Here is a 19,059-nt window from a genome sequence, read left to right on the forward strand (position 1 = left end):
CAATGCCAATCGGAGAGAAGCTCGCTGATATTTTCACGCATCCTCCTCTCTGGCGAAGTTGGCCGGAAACGCAAGCGATAATCGACGCCCTGAAAAATGAAGGCGGTGTGGCTCGTTTCGTCGGTGGCTGCGTTCGTGATGCGCTTTTGGGACTCGAGACTGAGGATATTGACATTGCAACGGATTTGCTTCCCGGCGCGGTAATACAAGGGCTTGAGCGAGCGGGCATCACGGCGCTTCCCACGGGGCTTGATCATGGCACCATCACGGCGGTCCTGAACAAACGGCATTTTGAAATTACAACCCTGCGGGTCGATGTTGTCGCCCATGGTCGGCATGCGGATATTGCCTTCACTCAAGACTGGGAACGTGATGCGGAACGGCGGGATTTCACCTTTAATGCGCTGTATCTTGATCCTGAAGGTGAACTCGTTGACCCGGTAGGAGGGCTTGCAGACCTTGCATCAGCACATGTCCGCTTTATAGGAAATGCAGCGGACCGCATCCGCGAAGACTATTTGCGTGTTTTGCGCTATTTCCGTTTCTACGCCCGATTTGGCGACGAAAATCCCGATGAACACGCGTTGCGTGCCTGCGCGAACGCGGCGAGTCAACTTGATCAGTTGTCGGCAGAACGAGTGCAGAAAGAACTGTTGCTGCTGCTCGGCACCAATAACCCGGTTCCTGCTATAACCCTTATGGAGGAAACAGGCGTATTGACCGCGGTCCTCAATGGCCCCGCAGATGTGTCACGACTGAATGGAATGCTGTCTCTGAGTAGACCAAGCGACGCGATTTTGCGGTTTTCGGCGCTTCTGCAGGGTAAAAAGGAGAGGGTCTTAAAGGTTGCAGAAAAGCTCCGCTTCTCCAATAAGCAAAAAGAGCGACTTTCAATGATGTGCGGAAACGAAGTAGAGATTGATATGCCCCCGTCCGCCTGTCGAGAGCTTCTTTATAAAATCGGTAAGACAGGCTTTGTGGATCAGACATTGCTGCTTTGGTCAACGCTTGGGACGGACGCTAAGCTCGAAGCTTACCTGAAAGAAGCAGACCAATGGAGCGCCCCCCAGTTTCCCGTCACGGGCCGTGATCTGCTGAACCTTGGTGTCGAAGAGGGGGCGATGCTGGGAAAGTTATTGAAAAAGATGGAAGAGAGCTGGATCGCCTCCGGGTTTACGCGTACCAAAGCTGATCTCATTCAAGAGTTTTTACCGGACGCCTAAAATCCAGCCTTCCTCAATCCGGCATTTTCTTTCTTGTGGCGGGGTAAGCCATTGAGGCGCGGCAAAGGCTTCACGCGCGTCGTCTGAGGCTATTTTTTCCAACAGCCAGTCCCGACAGGCCAACACCTGCCGCGCATCCTTGATCGGGTGATCATAGGACGCATGGCTATTCAGGCTTGGCCAGATTTCTGTTAGGATAATGCCGTTTAGGTCGACTTCCCAGCTTGTCTCAAACGGCCAGAATTTGATGCGATGCGCGATGTCAGGCTGGCGAGCGAGCTCATTGAGCTCTTTTAGGCCGGTAAGGGACTGACTACCGACGGATCCTGTTGTGTATAGTTTCCAGACGGTGGAAATAGAGTGTTCTTTCTTTTCTTCCCGGAGGAATTTTTCGACTGTTCGCCACTCCGTGAATTCGGTATGAGTGAACTCTGGTTTCTTGACAGTCAGATAGTCTGATGCAGCAGCTGCCGGACAACCCCAGAAGGGGCCCGCGTCGCTTGATATGTCCTTATTGAGTTTTGCCGCAACCTCAAAACGATTGTTCTTGTCCAACTCATCCGAAGTGAGGTCTCGGGCGATATGGGCGGCGGCGGCGCGTCCGCCACCAAGGCCGCTTCCGGCGGGATATCCAAAAGGGAAATCGAACCCGACACAAGCGGCGCCGTCAAAATTCGCAAGCAATTCATGAATGCGCGTCATGCAGGCAGCGCGGGTACGAAAATATTCCGGGTCAGAGAGATCACCATCGGCGGCCCAAGCGAGCCAGCATCTATCTGGGGAAGGCTTCGCGGGTCCCGGAGAGGCAGCGGCGGACCAATCAACCATGATGACGAGATCAAACATTGCCGACTCTCCTTATCGTATTTCTAATGCTCTATGTTAGGGCTATATTATGATAATGCAGTGCATTGGCCACGAAATTCCCTACATATAAGGGGTGGTGTATATTATTTCGCCGGAGGATTTTGCGATGAAACGGGTCATTTTGGCTTCTGCGTTCACAGTTTTTATAACTTTCGCTCCACCAGCCTTGGCGGACGAAAAGAAGGACGATCCTGAGAATCTTGCGCTTCAGGGTATTACCAAGCTTATGGACGCGTTAGGGGCCTTTATTGGGTCCATTCCGCAATATGAAGCGCCGGAGATGAATGAAAATGGCGATATCATTATTCGCCGGAAAAATCCCGACAAGGATGAGACGGAGCAAGATCCCAAGCTTGAGGAAACGGCAACCTGAGCCTCCTGGCCGCGTTGGCAATATCATCGCGGAAATCGGATAGTTTATGTGCGACGGGGTGCCTAAATTACCTCTCAATGTAATTGAGATGGGCTTAAGAAAATGACGAATGATACAAGACTGAACGCGGTCATGACCCGCAATAAGAACGAAGACGGCAAGTTTGTTTATGGGGTGAAGACAACGGGTGTCTATTGCCGCCCTTCCTGCTCCGCCCGTAATCCAAAGCCGGAGAATGTTCGATATTTTGATTTGCCGGAATTGGCAGAGGCGGAAGGATTTCGTGCCTGTCGCCGGTGTCGGCCGGATTTGGTGAAAATTGCCGATCCGGGATTGTCGCTTACTCGCCAGATTTGTCAGTTAGTTGAACGGCATATCGGGGAATCTACAAATGAAAAGCTCAGCCTTGGGTGGCTGGCGAGTGAGACGGGCTACAGCGAGGATCATCTTTCCCGAAGTTTCAAGAAAATCCTCGGCATTTCTCCGATGGATTATTACGACAATCGCCGGACGGTGGCGTTCAAGGAAAACGTGAAAGCCGGCGAAACAGTGACCGAGGCTGCCTATGGCGCGGGGTTCGGGTCCGCTTCCCGGCTTTATGAAAAGGCACATGCGCGTTTTGGCATGACACCGGCATCTTACGCAAAAGGTGGGGTGGGCGCGGAGATCGCCTATGCCTTCGCGGAGTGCTTTCTTGGGCAAATGTTGGTCGCCGGGACGCGTCATGGCGTCTGTGCCATCTATTTTGGCGACGATAAAACTGAGTTGATTGAAGAGTTGGAAGGCGAGTTTCCACAGGCAGAAATTGCGGCTGATATTGGGCAACTTGCGAATTGGACAAGAGCAATCGTCGATTTTCTGGAGGAAACTTCAGCAGCTTTACCTGAGATCCCGCTCGATATGTATGGCACCGCCTTTCAGCGGCGGGTGTGGCAGGCTTTACTTCAAATAGGGCCGGGCGATACGAAAACCTATCGTGAGTTGGCGGAGGATATGGGTGCACCAAAATCGGCACGCGCAGTGGGGCGTGCCTGCGCGACTAATCCGGTTTCCCTTATTGTCCCGTGCCACCGGGTAATCGGCACCGATGGCAAGTTGCATGGTTATCGATGGGGATTGGAACGGAAAGAGGCTTTGCGCAGCTGGGAAGGTGCGCAATGATCTATAATCAGGACGACGGACTCATCGCTAGTTTTTGTTGATTTTCCTTAGTGAAACGGCGCTGGCTCGCTTCCTTGATCCGTTCGGCGAGCTGCTCCCGCTTGAGTCGGTAGGCCTCGCGGGTTGCCGCCATTCTGGCCTCTGTGTCTTTGCGCCGTTCCTTCTGCCATATCTTCAGAACTTTCTGCCGGTACGGGATGTTATATTTGTGTGTACGAGAATGGTAATGTGCAATTGCTGTGTTCCAGGACCGGCTTTCCTCTCTGAGGCTTTTAAGGAGTTTTGCCGCATACTCGGTATTTTGTTTAGGGTCTAGCGCTGCGTCCAGATCCTCAAATGCATCTGGATGATAATAGAGATTGACCTGCATGCAGCCGACATCAATATTTTTGACGCCCTTAGCCTTAAGCGCCTTCACTTCTTTGATAGCAATCTCCTTACTGGGCAGATATCTCCCCCGTCCCTCGGCATAAACGGTCCAGGGCCAGGCAATCATTTCCTGCTTTTCCTTGTGCCAATGACCGCTCTCAGTCAAGGAAACAGCCGTTAAAAGCCGTTTCGGCAGACGGTGTGCTTTTTCAGCCGCCGTCACTGCTTTACCGCAGGTTTCGGCGTGTTGCGGCGCGTTTGCGATAACGCTCGCGGCATTAGACACCGTTGGTTGCAGAGCAATCAGAATAAAAGCAAGTGACCATATTAATATACGCATTTACATCCTCCTGCCCTAAGAGGAGCAAATACCGCGCCAGTTTTATTCGTCCGTCAGATTTTTTTGCATAATGACCGTATCAAGCCACCGTTCATGTTTGTAACCAACGGATTCAAGGATACCGACGAGCCGAAACCCGAGACTTTGATGCAGCTTGATTGATCCGCGATTGCCTGAGTCACCAATGACCGCAACCATCTGCTTTTTCCCAGCCTTCTTACATTCCTCGATCAGAGTGGAGAGGAGAGCTTTTCCGACACCTTTTTTCCGCCCGCCTTCGCGGACATAGACCGAATTTTCCACGGTGTTTTGATAAGCGGGACGCGGTCGGTAGACACCCGCATAGGCGAAACCAACAACCTCTCCGTCATGTTCAGCAACCAGATAAGGGAGTTGTTGTTCCAAAATTGTATTTCTGCGGGCTGTCATTTCCATCATGTCGGGCGGTTTGATTTCAAAGGTGCCGAACCCGGTCAGGACGCTCACTGCGTAGATATCTGTGATAGATGCGATATCTTCAGAAATTGAAGTGCGGACAACTATTTTTGCGTGTTCGTTCATTTGCTTCAGGCCGTTAGTAAAGAGCTATAGTTCGCGCTCATACCCTGCACAAATCCGGCAATAGCTTTCTTGAGCATGCAGAACCCGTCCGTTGTTTGCAGGTTTTCCTGATCCATATAGAGCGCCCTGTTAATCTCTATCTGCAGGGCATGGATGTTCTTTTCAGGGTTCCCATAATGGGCTGTGATATAGCCACCTGCGTAGGGTGAGTTCTGACCGATATGATAACCATGGTCTTCAAGCCGGGTGAAAGCTTCCTCAAAGAGTCTTGGTGAGCAGGATGTACCGTACCTGTTGCCAAGAATAATGTTCGGTCTTTGATCGGATGCCCGGAAAAGTGACCCGCCTTTGGATACATTTGCCGGGGGCATGGAATGGCAATCCAGCAAATAGATATACCCAAATTTTTTCCGCCCTTCTTCAAGAAGTTGGCGAAGCGCGTGATGATATGGAAAATAGCATTCATTGATACGCTGTCTAGCGTCTTCAAAGTCAAGTTTTCCGGCATAGATCTCCTGTCCGGCACCAACGACCTTCGGGATGGTGCCGATTCCGCTGGCCAGACGCGGACTTACCGTCATTACATAGTCAGGCAGCGGTGTCTTGTACATATGCGGATCGAGTTCAAATGCTTCGCGATTGGCGTCGCAATAAGCACGCGGGAAATTCGCTGATAGCAGCGGCGCCCCATAATCGGGCGCGCAGGCAAACAGCTCATCGACCAGAAAATCCTCCGACTGGCGCAACTTTGTGAATTCCAGTTTTGTGCTTTCGATAAATTCTTCTGGATAGTCTCTCCCACTATGGGGAGAGGAAAATATAAAAGGAATGCGCCATTCCGAGGGCCACTCAATCTTTACAGGGGATGCAAAAGCCGCCATGATGGGGATGCTCACCTTAGTTGCTATTGAAAACTATTTGGGCTCATTTTGCCAGCCGTACTTGTATAGTATAGTCTGATTCCAGTTTGTATTTGAATGACAATTATATAGATTTTGCCATGGCGCGTATTTTGCTTGCAGAAGATGATGAAAACTTGCGCCCTTTTCTAGCGCGCAGCCTCGAAAATGCCGGGCATGAAGTCCTTGCTTTCAGCGATGGGGAAGATGCATTGCCGGCGCTTGGGACCGGGCATGTGGATATTTTAATTTCGGATCTTGTGATGCCGGGAATGAACGGAATTGAGCTTGCCCGTCATGCCAGAGAGAAAGATCCGGATTTGCCGGTTATCTTCATTACCGGGTTTTCCGCTGTGGCGATGGAGGCATTGGACACCGTTGATGGTGTTAGCAAGGTTCTCTCAAAGCCGTTTCACCTAAATTCCCTTGTCGAGGCTGTGAGCAACGCTCTCGATGACCGTGCCATATCCTGATTGCGGTTGGAGTTTCTTTATCCACTGCCCAATCTAGATAGGGCTTGCAATGGTTTTCACAGGGCATTATAAGTCGCCATTCCCGCCGCAAATGATGCGAGCATACGGGCGTATAGCTCAGTTGGTTAGAGCGCTGTGTTGACATCGCAGAGGTCACAAGTTCGAATCTTGTTACGCCCACCATTCCCAAGCCATTGATATAGATGAAAAAGCGACCGAAGTGTTTACTCCGGCCGCTGTAGCGCCTTCAATTGGAGCAGCACTCCTTCAGGATTACTGTGCCGCCGCGTTTTTGAGCAAGGTAGGGCTTCCCATCGGGAAACGGATAAGTGTCTGTTCCCCACCGGCTTGCTGCAGAACAATTTTCCATTCCATAACAAAGACAAAAGGGGCTTTTGGTGGGGTCGCTAGCAACTCGCCCGTATTGACATTAAGATAAGTCAGCTTGTGCGGCATCGGGCCAGATTTTACCGTAAGATAGGTAGCGTCCGAACTTTCAATCACGATGCCCGGTTTGGGCCAATACTCAACATCCATTAACAACGCGCTCTCTGCGATGAGGGATCGGAAGATCGGGCCAGAGACGCGATAGGCCGTTTTGGCCGTTAAGCTTCGCTCTTCCAGCAATCGCGGAAGCTGAGATCTGTCTCTTTCCGACGGCATGAAGGAAACGACATAATCAATGATTTCCGTATCATTTTTGACCATGAAGGTTTTGATGCAGGGGTAAATTCGCTCACCGACCTGCGTGTAAAATAGATCGCCATACTTAATGTCTGTCAGGAAAGCGGGCTTGCCAATTAGATCAACATTCATCTTGAATTCGCCTTTACTGTGCCCCTAATTTTTAAATTTGCAAATCGGTTAAAATAGATTTCCGACTATGTTTTTCTCGTCTGTTAAGGCAGTCGACGTGATTATTTGCAGTTTTCCTTGTGCCTTGACCTTATGACTGGACAAATAACTCAAAGAAACTGCTGATGAAATTATATCTAAAATTTGCATAAAAGTAAAAATAATTGCTGGATATGGTTAATACCAATTTCGGAAAAACAGATAAAAAGCGAATGATCTTGCCTGCGTCATGTTGATTGAGAACATTGACGGCACAATATTAGAAGACTATGCCGATCAGGAAGCTGTTGGAGTGAGTTTATGAGAGTCGTAATTCTAATCATGACGGGCCTGTTGTTGGCAGCCTGCGCAAAACCGACGGTAGAAGCGAACGTAACAGCCTTCTTCACGCCGGAACTTGCTAGTATCAAAGGCAAGACAATTGTGATCCGCGCGCAACCGGAAGCAAAAGAATCGAGTCTCGAATTCCTGAACTATCGGCCGAAAATTGCCGATAAGCTTAGGTTTGTGGGTTTCGAAGTGGAGGAGAACCTGCCGGACCCGGATTATATCGCCTATGTTTCCTATGGTGTTGACGGGACGGAACCGCGAGTTTCGACCAGTTCGACCCCTGTGTTTGGAGGCCTTGGACTCGGTGTATATGGTGGCAGCGGACCATTTTATGGTGGCTCCATCGGGCGTACCTACAATACCGAGAGCTGGGTGGAATATAACCGGTTCATCTCGATTGATATCGTCGAAGGGAAGACTGCAGGCACCGCTAACCCGGTCCGGATTTATGAAGGGCGCGCGCAGTCCGCCGGGCGATGCCCAACGCTTACCGGAGTCTTTGATGAGGTGTTGGACGCATTATTTCAGGATTTCCCCGGTGTCGATGGAAAGACCGTATTTATCAGTATCCCTTGGGACGGGTCCTGTGAATAGGGAGGGTTAAGCTACTCTACTTTATAAACACTGTACTTCGGGCCTTGGGCGTTGCGTTCTCCGGTGCCAACAAAAAGATGCTTGTTCAGCCATTGATGCGATGAGGCGGAGGTTTCGAAACGCGGCGAAATACGGAAGTAGAACTGGTTGGGATCGACTTCCTCTCCCCGTGCCATTTTTTCCATAACTTCTTTTGGCCCATGGCGGAGCCCTTCGTAGCGAGTGTAGATCAGCCCACCATCTTCCGCCTCGATTGTCAGGCGTACGTCAAGCTGCATAACGCCATCATCGCGTATCAGAAGCCAGTCCGCGCCGCCGCCGTGTATATGGCCATTGAGCATGGGGCCGATGACATCGCCGCCTGTAACTTCGGCTATCAGTCGTCCGCCCATCGGTGTTTTTCCAAGGTCAGCAATCGGTGTTTTAACGGAAAGTTGCATATCAAAAGCATGTGTCAGCTTCATTCCAGACATGGTACTAATCCTTTGTTATTATTATCGGCGCGGTCCGTTACCTTGCTGACAGCAATCAGAATAGTCATAGGTATAGGTGCTGTAAGGGTTGGGGTTATCAACCGAAAATTTTGCACACCCAATTAGGAATAAAGCTGTGCCTGCAATGATTACGTATTTCATGTGATTTGATCCCTGTTCCCGTTGCGGTCCATTCTATCGGGGAACGAACGCGAATGTTATCAGAAATTTGGCTTTCATGTGAAAATCTGTCTTCAAGCAGTACTTATAAAATCGGGGGCGGTGTGGCGGGTCCTGTCCCTTCGTTCAGTCGGGGCAAAGAAAGGCTCGCGCTTTCAAATTTCATCAGTTCGATGCCGTTTTCCTGAAGGGCATTATAGATCGCGGCATTAATAACATATCGATCCTCAAAATACTGAAGACCCGGAACCCAGACACGCGTGCCGATGACAAGGCCGCCATAAGTAAAATCCTGAATACCAACTTGTGGCTGCGGGGCGTCTTTATCGTCGATGAATTTCACAAGGGCATCCTGTACGAGCTTGATAACCCGGTTCGGCTCAACGTCAGTGGCAATACAAAAATTGCTTTCGACGATCCGCACTTCCATGGAATTGACGATTACCTGCCCGACAATTTCCTTGTTGGGCACAGCGATTTGCTCTCCGTCTTCACCCGTGAGGAAGGTGATGCCAAGGGTGATACGATCGACCACCCCGCTGACACCTTGCACAGTGATAACATTGCCGATTACGAACGGCCGGGTCAGGATAATGGCAATGCCCGCCCCAAAGTTGGATATAGGCCCTTGCAAGGCAAGGGTTGCGCCGAAAGTAACGGCACCGGCAAGGGCGATAAGCGGGGCAATGCTCACCCCGAAATTGCCAAGCGTGATGATGATCAGGAGAACAATCAATACTGCCTTGGCAACGCTTCCCAGAAACTGGGACAGAGTGACATCGATATTCTTGGCCGTTGCCAGGCCAACTAGCCGGTTGCCAATCCAGTTGGCGACGAGCAAGCCGACAAGGAAAAAGACAATTGCACCTAAAATCTGAAACCCGTACTCGACGGCGAAATCGGTGGCGAAATCTATCCAGACCGAAACGGTCTCAATATTCTCAGTTACTTTTTCCATTGCAAATTACTTACTCTACCGCGACCTCAGTCACCCAATAACTTTTTGATAGATTTGCCGGCACCGTCAACGGCTTCGGTCGCGCCTTTTGTCGCATCCTTTGCGGCCTCGCCAGCCTTTCCGACCCCCGTTTTGTTGACAAGGTCGCCAGCATTTTCAAGCAATGACCCGAGGTTCTTGCCGATCCCAAGGTCGGTGATAACGTTCATGGCTTTTCCGGTCAGTTCGTCAATGATTTTTGCTGCAACCTCTCCGGGGCTTGCACCTCCTTCATCTTTGCCGATGTCGCTCATTTGAATATTCGGAAGCTTGCCATCGATTTTTTGACCGGCCAGCATGTCTGCTTTGACCGAGACCTGCCCGCCATTGATGAAAATGTTATCGATGATAACTTTCGGGCCGCTCTCTTCGCTGCTTTCTTCTGACTTTTCGCCCCCGGATAATCCGTTTTCTTTCATAAAGGCGTCGACATTGTTTCGAATGGTGTCCAGATTGTTAGTCGTCTGATTCACCTCATAGATTATCGACGGATTTTCGACCCTGATCTCGAGGATATGGATTACCTCGTCATTTGACCCGGATATATCGACCTCTACGGCGACGCTATCGAATTTAATGGAGTAGTCTTCGTCGAAACCTTCAGGGTTGCCGACGCTGAACCCTTTCAGGGCCCCTTTGCCGCTTGTCACATCCAGATCGACTTCATTCAGGACCACATCCGTTTTCGTAACTTCCGAGCCGTATTTCTCGACCGAGGCAATAATCACTTTATCCAGATTGAAATAAAAGACGCCCACAACAATGGCTATGATAATGACAAGACCGACAACAATGCCGCCGATGATTTTACCCATTTTTCTCAATGCCCCTTTGCCTGATTCCATGCAAATTTCTATGGGCCGATTAAGCCAGAGAATACCCTGATAGGCAAATAAATATCCCTGAAAAAGATGGCTGCTTTACACGATCTGTCACCTCACCTAGGAATAGACGGTTCCCGACAGCAGAAAGATACGTGACGTGGCGCCATTTTTTTCCAATGATTTGTTTATGTCGATGCGGCTCGCGCCTTTCTATATTGCACTTTTCCTTATTGTAGGGTTTCAGCTCCCCTTTTGGCCGGTTTGGCTTTCGTTTAAGGGGCTAACAGCGGAGGAAATAGGCATTGTTCTTTCCGCGCCTGTCTGGTCTAAAATTCTGTTTACGCCGATGATTGCCTCCCTCGCAGATTACTTTGGCCGGCGTCGGGCTCCGCTCGTGATCATGTCAGGGTTTTCTCTTGTCTTGTTTCAATTCTACTTCGTTGTTGATGGCTTTTTTCAGATTTTCGCTGTGGCACTTTCGATTGGGATGTTTATTTCATCCTTTAGTGCTATCGGCGATAATCTGGTTCTCACTCTCGGTCGTTCACGCAACATAGACTATCCGCGCATTCGTTTGTGGGGATCGGTTGCCTTTATTGCCGGTTCATTCTTCGGTGGTCAGCTATTGGTTGGCCGGTCGCCGGACTTCATCCCGGTCATGCTCTCGGCGGCATTTTTGTTTTTGTTTTTATGTTGCCTTTTGCTTCCTGAAATACGTGTTAGCCGGAGTGATCAGGGCAAAAAGGGCTTGCGCCGCCTGTTGAAATGCCCGCCATTTCTAATTTTTCTGATCGCCGCCGGGCTTATCCAGGGTAGCTACGCTGTCCTTTATTCGGCGGGGACACTTCATTGGCAAACACAAGGGATCAGTGACGCGACCATCGGCTTCCTGTGGGCGGAGGGGGTAGTTGTTGAAATTATTCTGTTCGCCTTTGCCCGAAAGTTATTCAAATCTTTCAGCCCCATACAGCTTATCTTCCTAGGCGGTGCTTCGGGCATGATAAGGTGGATCGTCATGGGATTCTCGCCGGACGTTCCTGTGCTGTTGGTCATCCAAATGCTTCATGGGGTCACATTTGCGACCGCCCATTTAGGGGCGATGCGATTTATCGTGGAGAAAATTCCGATTGAGATGTCAGCGCGGGCTCAGGGTCTTTATTCTGCTGTATCCCTTGGCCTTATTTTGGGCGGTAGCCTTCTTTTTTCAGGCTATCTTTATGAGGGGTTTGCGGCTGAAGCCTATTTCTTTATGGCGGGAGGATGCGCGGTAGCTTTGCTGATATGCCAGTATTTACGGCGTGTTCCTGAAACACTGCAACTTTAAGGGATGACAGTTTAAACGGGAACGGTTTAAATTGGCTGGAATCACGTAGGTCTAAAATAAATAAAAAGGGAAATATAATGGGGCCATTAGCTGGATATAAAATTGTTGAAATGGGCGGGATCGGTCCCGGTCCAATGTGCGCAATGCTATTGGCGGATCTGGGCGCTGATATTGTCCGTATCGATCGCCTGTCTGATCCGGGTCTTGGAAGTATGCCTAGTTCCCGGAACAGCTTGTTGATGAGGAGCCGACGCTCTATCGCTGTGGACACGAAAAGTGAAGCAGGGCGTGAAGTTGTCCTTAAATTGATCGAACAGGCAGACGGCCTTATCGAAGGATTTCGCCCCGGTGTGATGGAACGTATGGGGTTAGGCCCGGATGACGCGCTCAAGCGTAACCCGAAGCTTGTTTACGGCCGTATGACGGGCTGGGGTCAGGATGGGCCAATGGCCCAGGCGGCGGGTCATGACATTAACTATATCGCCCTTTCTGGTGTGCTGCATGCAATTGGCCGAAAAAATGAAGCGCCGGTTCCCCCGCTCAACCTCGTCGGTGATTTTGGCGGCGGGGCACTTTATCTCGCACTTGGCCTTGTCTGCGGTATCCTTGAAGCGCAAAAATCGGGCAAGGGACAAGTTGTCGATACAGCGATGGTCGATGGTGCCGCTTCGCTGATGACGATGTTTTATGGCCTCATGGCCGCCGGTAACTGGAAAGACGAACGCGGCGTGAATATTCTCGATACCGGCACGCATTATTATGACGTTTACGAGACTTCGGACGGAAAACATATCTCGCTTGGTTCCATAGAGAAAAAATTCTATGAGGAACTGCTTGAACGCACTGGACTGGACAAGGAAGATCTGCCACCGCAGATGGATCCGAAAAGCTGGCCGGTGATCAAGGCCCGGTTGACGGAAGTCTTTAAGACGAAAACCCGAGACGAATGGGATGAGATTATGTTGGGGACAGATGTATGCTATGCACCTGTTCTGTCTATTGTGGAAGCAACGCAGCATCCCCATAACATCCACCGAAAAACCTTTGTTGAATATGACGGGATTGTACAGCCTGCCCCGGCGCCACGATTCAGTCGGACGGAGCCGGCCATTCAGAGTCCGCCGTGCCTGCCAGGAGAGCATACGACAGAAGCGTTGCGAGACTGGGGAATTACGGATGGCACCATTGAAGAATTACAACGGGCAGGTGTTATCAAGTAATCGTTTTTGAAGGGTTTTCCCGTTTTGGGGAGGGGTCAAATTAATCAGAAAACTTGACGTCGCGAAGCTTTTGCGGAACCCTTCCCAGATAGTTTAGTAGGAGAGGGGTGATGTTGCAAAAACATCAGAAAGTAAAAGTTCGCAGCGGCGAGAATATGCCCGCCGCGGAAAAAGTCGCTGTGCCACAAAAAGCACCGGAAAATAAAGGGTTATCCGGAGCTGCCTGGTTGTTCGGCATTGGGGTTCTGTTAACCATAGGCTGGCTCGTCGCCGTTGGAGCCTTTGTCTATACAAGAATCGGCTGGCCGGATGTTCTCCAGATCGCCCCTTTCGATCTGGGTATCCTCTTGCTTGGATCTTTTGCGCCGCTTGCCTTTTTGTGGTTGCTACTCGGTTACTTTTATCGTGGTCTGGAAGCCCGCTTGAAGGGCAACGCCCTCGACCAACTGATGTCTAACCTTGGATACCCAAGCACCGAGGCGGAGAACCGCGTAGCGCGGCTAACGGCGGCCCTCGAACGTCAGTCAAAAGCCGTTCAGGACGGCACAGAAAGGGCGGCCCTCCGTATTGAGGATGCTTCCGGTCATCTTGAAAAGCAGGGGAACGCGGCCAATTCTGCGACGGATGGACTGCTTAAGACATCTGATCGAATAAAGGGTGAGCTTGAAAACAGGGAGCAGCAGCTTAACGCATTGATCGATAAGATCAATGAACAGGGCCTGCGTCTTAATGATGCCATAACGCTGCAAACGAGCAACCTGCAAAGCGCAGCCACTGAAACCGAAGAACGCAGTAAATCCGTTCAGGGCGCACTAACCGCGCAGATATCGGCGCTTGAAAATGCTATTCGTGTCGCAGATGAAAAATCTCAGGACATTACGCAAATTCTGGGCGATACGAGTGAAAAGATATTTGCTACTGCGACACAAACCCTCGACAAGACAGTCGAAGCGAAGGATGCGCTCGGCAATCAAATCAAAAGCCTGGAAGATGCCGCCAATCAGTTACGCCAGCAAATTGATGAGGGCACGTCCCATCTTGGCGAACGCGGCCAGGAAATAGCTGAGATTTCACGTAATTCGTCGACAGAGCTTTCCAAGACCGCTGATATCCTGCTGCAAAGCACCACGGATTTGAGCATTGCAAGTGATGAAGGCGTTACACGCCTCAATGCGCTTCGAAATACGCTTGCGAACAGCGTTGCCGAAGTGGATAAGGCGCTTGAACAGTTGGAGAGCAGGGAAGGTGGCCTGTTGCAGGTTGCGAAGGAAGCGGAGGCGGGTGCAAAAGATTCCGCTGAACTGCTGCGTGAAAATACGCAGGATCTTGCTGTTAGAACCAGCGAGATGACGGAGAAAATGCTGCTGAGTAGCATGAAGCTGAAGGATGAAACTGCGGCACTAGATGACGTCCTGAGATCGACAGGACAGAGCCTTGGCGCGATTGATCAAAGCCTTCGTCAAGGGCAAGAGCTTCTGGATGCAGCGAGTGAGAAATCCTTGCGGAATGCGGATCAGCTTGGTGAAAAGCTTGCTAGTCATGCGGCCAGCCTGAACGAAGCTTCTGAGACCACCGGTGCGCGCACGACACTCATTCAGGAGCAGCTTCGCAATCAAATCGCGGTATTTGAGTCTGCTTCTCAACAGATTTTGGAAATGTCGCGTGAGATCAGCGACCGGCTTGGGAAAGATGTTGTGCTTTTGGCAGAAGCCAGCACCGACACAAACAGCCGGATTGCCGAGGTTGGAACCAACCTGCAGCGTCAGGCGGAAGACTTGAAGCTGACATCCGATGCGGTTACAGGAAAGATGCGCGAGGCCGGAGAAGAATTGCGCCGGGAAGGATCCGAAATTGAAGTAAGCGCTGATAAGGCCTCTCGTACCTTGGCTTCGGCGAGCGAGGCTTTAAGCAAGCAACAAAAAGAACTTGGCGCGTCTGCAGATCACTCGAAAAGCAAGCTTGCCGCCGCAATTGAGGAAACCATTCGGCATCATCAGGACTTTATGGCGACGGCGGAACGTGCAACCTTGCAAGCACGCCAGTCCGGTGAGGCAGCACATTCCCAAACAGCGGAACTCGCCAAGACGGCAGAGCGCGCTTCTGCCGAATTGCGGGCGATGGGCGATCAGGCCTCCGACCATATCGAGCAGTTGAACATGGCAGCTGGTAAAGCGGAAAGTCAGGGAAGTCGGCTTGCCGAAGTTACGCGTTCATCTCTCGCAAATATCAGTGAAGCAAGTGGCTCCGCCAAGGTGCATATGGAAGACCTCGCGGATATTTCTGTTCGTGCGAAAGATCATGCGGAGGCGATGGAAGAAATTCTTCAGCAGGAAACATTGGCCCTTGCAGATATTGCTCGTCAGCTAACTGAACAGGTGGAGACAGTTGAGAAAACACTATCGGAACGATCCTATATGCTGGATCAGTCTGTGGATCAGGCTTCCGAGGCGAGTGAGCGGTTCCATCAGCGTTCGATCGAGCTAGCAAAGGCCAGCGAGTTGATGATTAAGGGCATTCAATATGCCGATCAGGCACTGGCCAAGCATAAGATGGAAATTGATGATACGCGAAAGCATATCCATGATGATCTTGATCGCGTGACGGCAAAAATTTCTGAAGCAGGTTCGCAGGTGAAGAAAGCTGGAACCGGCGCGGCGCAATTATTCCATGGCCAGGCCGAGGACATCATCCGTTTTACTAACAAAGCCAACGAAAGTGCGCGGGCACTGGGCGAACAGTTTGAAAGCCAGCATAAGAGACTCACTCTTTCCGTGAAACAGGTGGAAGATACACTTAGTCACTCCACTGGATTTCTTAAAGAAGAAAGCGCAGCCTTTAAGTCGGCGGCGGAAAAGGCCGCGGAAGATGCGTTGCTATCCGGTCAGAAAATTGAACAGCAGACTATGAGCCTGACCACTGCCGCAGCCAGAGCAAAAAAGGAAGCTGATCGTCTGGCGGAGAAGAAGCACAAGATCCGCAACGAACAGTTCATGAAATCCACAACGTTTATCATGGAAAACCTGAATTCCTTGACCATCGATTTAAATCGGATCATGGACAGCAGCTTGTCTGAGGAGCTTTGGAAGCGCTATCGGAAGGGTGAAAAGGGTATTTTTACCCGGAAGCTTTTGAAATCACGTGACGCAGACAAAATCCGTGCACGGTATCGCGACAACGGTGACTTCCGCCGTTTCACCGATCAATATGTTTCTGAGTTCCGTGAGATCATGACAGAAGCCGGAACCGTTGATCATTCCGAGTTGCTGTCAGACGCTTTCATTACGGCGGACGTCGGGAAAGTTTATCTCCTGCTGCAGGAAGCGCTGGAAGGTCTGGAATAGGTTGGAGAAGGCATCTGGATGAATGATATCACAGGCCAGACTGAGAATGAGGCCCGGATGCAGGGCGCAGTGAAGATGGCTCAGATCATCTACTTTATCTATCTGGCGGGCCTTATCTTTCCGATCGCGCATGTGGTCGGTGTTGTTATGGCCTATATTAACCGGGGCGATGGCGCACCTTGGGTTGAAACGCATTTTCGCTTTCAGATACGCAGTTTCTGGATACTTTTCCTTTACTGTGTTATCGGGTCTTTGCTGATGTTCGTCGGCATCGGTTTCTTGATAATTCTGGCGGCTTATATCTGGTTTATTATACGTTGCGTTAAGGGCCTCAAACTGCATGCGCGCAACGAGCCAGTCCCCAATCCGGAGACTTGGCTCTGGTAGCTGGAATTTGGGATTACCGTGAAGGTCAGCTTAGGCTTCAATTCTGGCAATAACCTGATCTTCTGCCACGGCGTCACCTTCGCCGACCAGAATTTCCTTGAGAGTGCCATCGGCAGGCGCGCCAACAGGGATTTCCATTTTCATGCTTTCAAGAATGACAATGTCATCCTCTTCATCGAGCTTCTGCCCGACTTCGGCTTCGACTTTCCAGACTTTCCCTGCAACTTCGGCAACTACATCGATCAACGCCATCATACCCTCGTTTAGTTTTTTGTTCTTATTAAGATGGGTATATGTTTTCACAAGACGTGAATTATCGCCACCCTTATTTTAGGGCGTTGTAAGGATGCCGGAAATTAACGGCGGAAAGTTAGCTGGCGACCTTCTCGCGGGAGGCTTTTTTGCGCTCATGCGGATCGAGATGACGTTTGCGCAGGCGGATGTGGTTAGGTGTCACCTCCACCAGCTCATCATCGTCAATATAAGCAATCGCTTGTTCCAGGCTCAACTTGCGCGGGGTCGTCAGGCGAACTGCTTCATCTGTTCCCGACGCCCGGATGTTGGTTAGCTGCTTGGCTTTAAGCGCATTGACTTCCAGATCGTTGGGGCGGTTATGTTCGCCAAGGATCATGCCCTCATATACGTCGATGCCGCTTCCGACAAAGAAGAAACCGCGTGCCTCAAGGTTCCAAAGCGCAAACGCAACGGACTTGCCGGTCGAGTTGGAGATCAGTACACCATTGCGCCGACCGGGAATTTCACCCTTATGCGGTACATAGGAATGGAAAAGCCGGTTCATGATACCGGTGCCCCGCGTATCGGTCAGGAACTCGCCATGATAGCCGATCAAGCCACGGGTGGGGCAAAGGAATGTGATTCGTGTCTTGCCGCCACCTGAGGGGCGCATATCGGTCATGGTACCCTTGCGAAGGGCAACTTTTTCAACGACGACGCCCGAGAACTCGTCATCGACGTCGACCACGACTTCTTCGAGCGGTTCCAGCGTTTCGCCATTTTCGCCTTCGCGGAAGAGAACTCTGGGTCGACTGATCGACAGTTCGAACCCTTCGCGGCGCATGGTCTCGATTAAAACACCGAGTTGCAATTCGCCTCGCCCTGAGACGATATAGGAATCCGCTTCCGCGCTATCTTCAACACGAATAGAGACATTGCCCTCGATCTCTTTCATAAGGCGTGCCCGGATTACCCGGCTTTGCACCTTGTCGCCATCACGACCGGCAAGGGGCGATGAGTTAATCGCGAATGTCATAGAGATAGTAGGCGGATCGATTGGCTGCGCATCGATGGGAGTAGATTCTTCTGGCGTGCCAAGCGTGTCGGCAACTGTGGTTTTCACCAGACCGGCAACCGATACAATGTCACCAGCGCGCGCCTCCGCGATGGTTTCACGCTCAAGGCCGCGAAACGCCATGATTTTTGTTGCACGCGCATCCTCAATCTTACCGCCTTTGCGGCTCAAGCCCTTGATCGGATCATTTGTCTTGAGGACACCGCTTTCCACCCGGCCTGTCAACAGGCGTCCGAGATAGGGATTAGCTTCAATCGTCGTAACAAGCATCCGGAAGGGCGCGTTCTCGTCAACTTTCGGTGCATTCACATGCTTGACAATCAAGTCGAACAGCGGATGAAGGTTTTCTTTGGGTTCGGATAAATCCGTTACCGCCCAGCCTTCCTTCGCGGAGGCATACAGTACAGGAAAGTCGAGTTGATCTTCGTTCGCGTCGAGGGCGACAAGCAGGTCAAAACATTCGTCCAACACCTCATTTGAACGAGCGTCGGGACGATCGGCCTTGTTGATCACGATAATTGGCTTCAGACCAAGGCCGAGCGCTTTCTGGGTCACAAATTTTGTTTGTGGCATCGGGCCTTCGGCAGCATCTACAAGGACGACAACACCGTCGACCATGCTGAGAATGCGTTCAACCTCACCACCGAAATCGGCATGACCCGGCGTATCCACAATATTCAGGCGATAGCCTTCCCATTCGACCGAGGTACATTTGGCAAGAATCGTAATGCCGCGTTCCCGTTCAAGGTCGTTACTGTCCATGGCACGTTCGGCCACATTCTGGTTGTCCCGAAACGTCCCGCTTTGTTTCAAGAGGCCATCCACAAGGGTCGTCTTCCCATGATCAACATGGGCGATAATCGCTACGTTCCGAATTTCCATGATAAATACTTCAGTCTTTTAGTAAAAAGCGCGCGCAGTATAGCGCCGATCCGGGGATTAGCAAGCTATCCTTTCGC

Annotated in this window: 19 protein-coding genes and 1 tRNA gene; 10 read left to right on the plus strand and 10 right to left on the minus strand. The window is 50.9% G+C overall.

Going from position 1 to position 19,059, the window contains the following annotated elements; translation table 11 throughout:
- Positions 1 to 2: 2 nt before the first annotated feature.
- Positions 3 to 1,223, plus strand: coding sequence for a CCA tRNA nucleotidyltransferase (locus LKE13_RS16765; protein ID WP_227952658.1), 1,221 nt, complete (start codon positions 3 to 5; stop codon positions 1,221 to 1,223).
- On the opposite strand, the gene LKE13_RS16770 is transcribed toward LKE13_RS16765, so the two are convergent.
- Positions 1,209 to 2,069 (minus strand): hypothetical protein, encoded by an 861-nt coding sequence (locus tag LKE13_RS16770; protein WP_227952660.1) that lies wholly within the window; start codon positions 2,067 to 2,069, stop codon positions 1,209 to 1,211. The two genes, LKE13_RS16765 and LKE13_RS16770, sit on opposite strands and share 15 nt — an antisense overlap.
- Before the next feature lie 127 nt (positions 2,070 to 2,196).
- On the opposite strand from LKE13_RS16770, the gene LKE13_RS16775 reads away from it, so the two are divergent.
- The gene (locus tag LKE13_RS16775) at positions 2,197 to 2,463 is read left to right on the plus strand and encodes a hypothetical protein (RefSeq protein WP_227952662.1); all 267 of its coding nucleotides are present in this window, start codon (positions 2,197 to 2,199) and stop codon (positions 2,461 to 2,463) included.
- 102 nt (positions 2,464 to 2,565) lie between these two features.
- Positions 2,566 to 3,624: a bifunctional transcriptional activator/DNA repair enzyme AdaA gene (locus LKE13_RS16780; RefSeq protein WP_227952663.1), complete on the plus strand. Its 1,059-nt coding sequence runs from the start codon at positions 2,566 to 2,568 to the stop codon at positions 3,622 to 3,624.
- 7 nt (positions 3,625 to 3,631) lie between these two features.
- Here LKE13_RS16780 and LKE13_RS16785 read toward each other — a convergent pair whose 3' ends face one another.
- From LKE13_RS16785 to LKE13_RS16795, 3 genes are read right to left on the minus strand one after another with little or no spacing between them, the layout of a single operon-like run.
- Entirely contained in the window at positions 3,632 to 4,333 is a 702-nt protein-coding gene (locus LKE13_RS16785) for a transglycosylase SLT domain-containing protein (RefSeq protein WP_227952665.1), read from the minus strand.
- Positions 4,334 to 4,375: 42 nt separating this feature from the next.
- Positions 4,376 to 4,894 (minus strand): GNAT family N-acetyltransferase, encoded by a 519-nt coding sequence (locus LKE13_RS16790; RefSeq protein WP_227952667.1) that lies wholly within the window; start codon positions 4,892 to 4,894, stop codon positions 4,376 to 4,378.
- A 5-nt stretch (positions 4,895 to 4,899) separates the two neighbouring features.
- Positions 4,900 to 5,775 carry an N-formylglutamate amidohydrolase gene (locus LKE13_RS16795; RefSeq protein ID WP_227952669.1) on the minus strand — a complete coding sequence of 292 codons (876 nt, stop codon included), beginning with the start codon at positions 5,773 to 5,775 and terminating at the stop codon, positions 4,900 to 4,902.
- 119 nt (positions 5,776 to 5,894) lie between these two features.
- Between LKE13_RS16795 and LKE13_RS16800 the strand changes: the two genes are divergently transcribed.
- Positions 5,895 to 6,266, plus strand: coding sequence for a response regulator (locus LKE13_RS16800; RefSeq protein ID WP_227952671.1), 372 nt, complete (start codon positions 5,895 to 5,897; stop codon positions 6,264 to 6,266).
- A gap of 106 nt (positions 6,267 to 6,372) precedes the next feature.
- Positions 6,373 to 6,449 (plus strand) — tRNA-Val (locus tag LKE13_RS16805).
- A gap of 90 nt (positions 6,450 to 6,539) precedes the next feature.
- Here the strand turns inward: LKE13_RS16805 and LKE13_RS16810 are convergent.
- On the minus strand, positions 6,540 to 7,082 hold the full coding sequence (locus LKE13_RS16810) for a hypothetical protein (protein ID WP_227952673.1): 543 nt from the start codon (positions 7,080 to 7,082) through the stop codon (positions 6,540 to 6,542).
- A gap of 339 nt (positions 7,083 to 7,421) precedes the next feature.
- On the opposite strand from LKE13_RS16810, the gene LKE13_RS16815 reads away from it, so the two are divergent.
- A complete protein-coding gene (locus LKE13_RS16815) occupies positions 7,422 to 8,045 on the plus strand; it encodes a hypothetical protein (RefSeq protein WP_227952675.1) in 624 nt (207 codons plus the stop codon).
- 11 nt (positions 8,046 to 8,056) lie between these two features.
- On the opposite strand, the gene LKE13_RS16820 is transcribed toward LKE13_RS16815, so the two are convergent.
- From LKE13_RS16820 to LKE13_RS16830, 3 genes are all read right to left on the minus strand, one after another.
- Positions 8,057 to 8,518: a DUF3237 domain-containing protein gene (locus tag LKE13_RS16820; RefSeq protein ID WP_227952677.1), complete on the minus strand. Its 462-nt coding sequence runs from the start codon at positions 8,516 to 8,518 to the stop codon at positions 8,057 to 8,059.
- Between the two features lie 265 nt (positions 8,519 to 8,783).
- On the minus strand, positions 8,784 to 9,656 hold the full coding sequence (locus LKE13_RS16825) for a mechanosensitive ion channel family protein (protein WP_227952679.1): 873 nt from the start codon (positions 9,654 to 9,656) through the stop codon (positions 8,784 to 8,786).
- A gap of 26 nt (positions 9,657 to 9,682) precedes the next feature.
- Positions 9,683 to 10,510 carry a hypothetical protein gene (locus tag LKE13_RS16830; protein WP_227952681.1) on the minus strand — a complete coding sequence of 276 codons (828 nt, stop codon included), beginning with the start codon at positions 10,508 to 10,510 and terminating at the stop codon, positions 9,683 to 9,685.
- Between the two features lie 166 nt (positions 10,511 to 10,676).
- Here LKE13_RS16830 and LKE13_RS16835 point away from each other — a divergent pair, with 166 nt between their 5' ends.
- The 4 genes from LKE13_RS16835 (at position 10,677) to LKE13_RS16850 (ending at position 16,791) form a co-directional block, all read left to right on the plus strand.
- Positions 10,677 to 11,843 (plus strand): MFS transporter, encoded by a 1,167-nt coding sequence (locus LKE13_RS16835; protein ID WP_227952683.1) that lies wholly within the window; start codon positions 10,677 to 10,679, stop codon positions 11,841 to 11,843.
- Between the two features lie 77 nt (positions 11,844 to 11,920).
- On the plus strand, positions 11,921 to 13,063 hold the full coding sequence (locus LKE13_RS16840) for a CaiB/BaiF CoA transferase family protein (RefSeq protein WP_227952684.1): 1,143 nt from the start codon (positions 11,921 to 11,923) through the stop codon (positions 13,061 to 13,063).
- A 110-nt stretch (positions 13,064 to 13,173) separates the two neighbouring features.
- Entirely contained in the window at positions 13,174 to 16,404 is a 3,231-nt protein-coding gene (locus tag LKE13_RS16845; RefSeq protein WP_227952686.1) for a hypothetical protein, read from the plus strand.
- 18 nt (positions 16,405 to 16,422) lie between these two features.
- The gene (locus tag LKE13_RS16850) at positions 16,423 to 16,791 is read left to right on the plus strand and encodes a DUF4870 family protein (protein WP_227952694.1); all 369 of its coding nucleotides are present in this window, start codon (positions 16,423 to 16,425) and stop codon (positions 16,789 to 16,791) included.
- A 30-nt stretch (positions 16,792 to 16,821) separates the two neighbouring features.
- On the opposite strand, the gene LKE13_RS16855 is transcribed toward LKE13_RS16850, so the two are convergent.
- Both LKE13_RS16855 and typA read right to left on the minus strand, forming a co-directional pair.
- A complete protein-coding gene (locus tag LKE13_RS16855) occupies positions 16,822 to 17,046 on the minus strand; it encodes an acetyl-CoA carboxylase biotin carboxyl carrier protein subunit (protein ID WP_227952696.1) in 225 nt (74 codons plus the stop codon).
- A 115-nt stretch (positions 17,047 to 17,161) separates the two neighbouring features.
- The gene (typA, locus tag LKE13_RS16860; RefSeq protein ID WP_227952698.1) at positions 17,162 to 18,982 is read right to left on the minus strand and encodes a translational GTPase TypA; all 1,821 of its coding nucleotides are present in this window, start codon (positions 18,980 to 18,982) and stop codon (positions 17,162 to 17,164) included.
- Positions 18,983 to 19,059 lie beyond the last annotated feature (77 nt).

Origin of the sequence: Sneathiella sp. HT1-7 (genome assembly GCF_020731145.1) — a bacterium.
GTDB lineage: Bacteria > Pseudomonadota > Alphaproteobacteria > Sneathiellales > Sneathiellaceae > Sneathiella.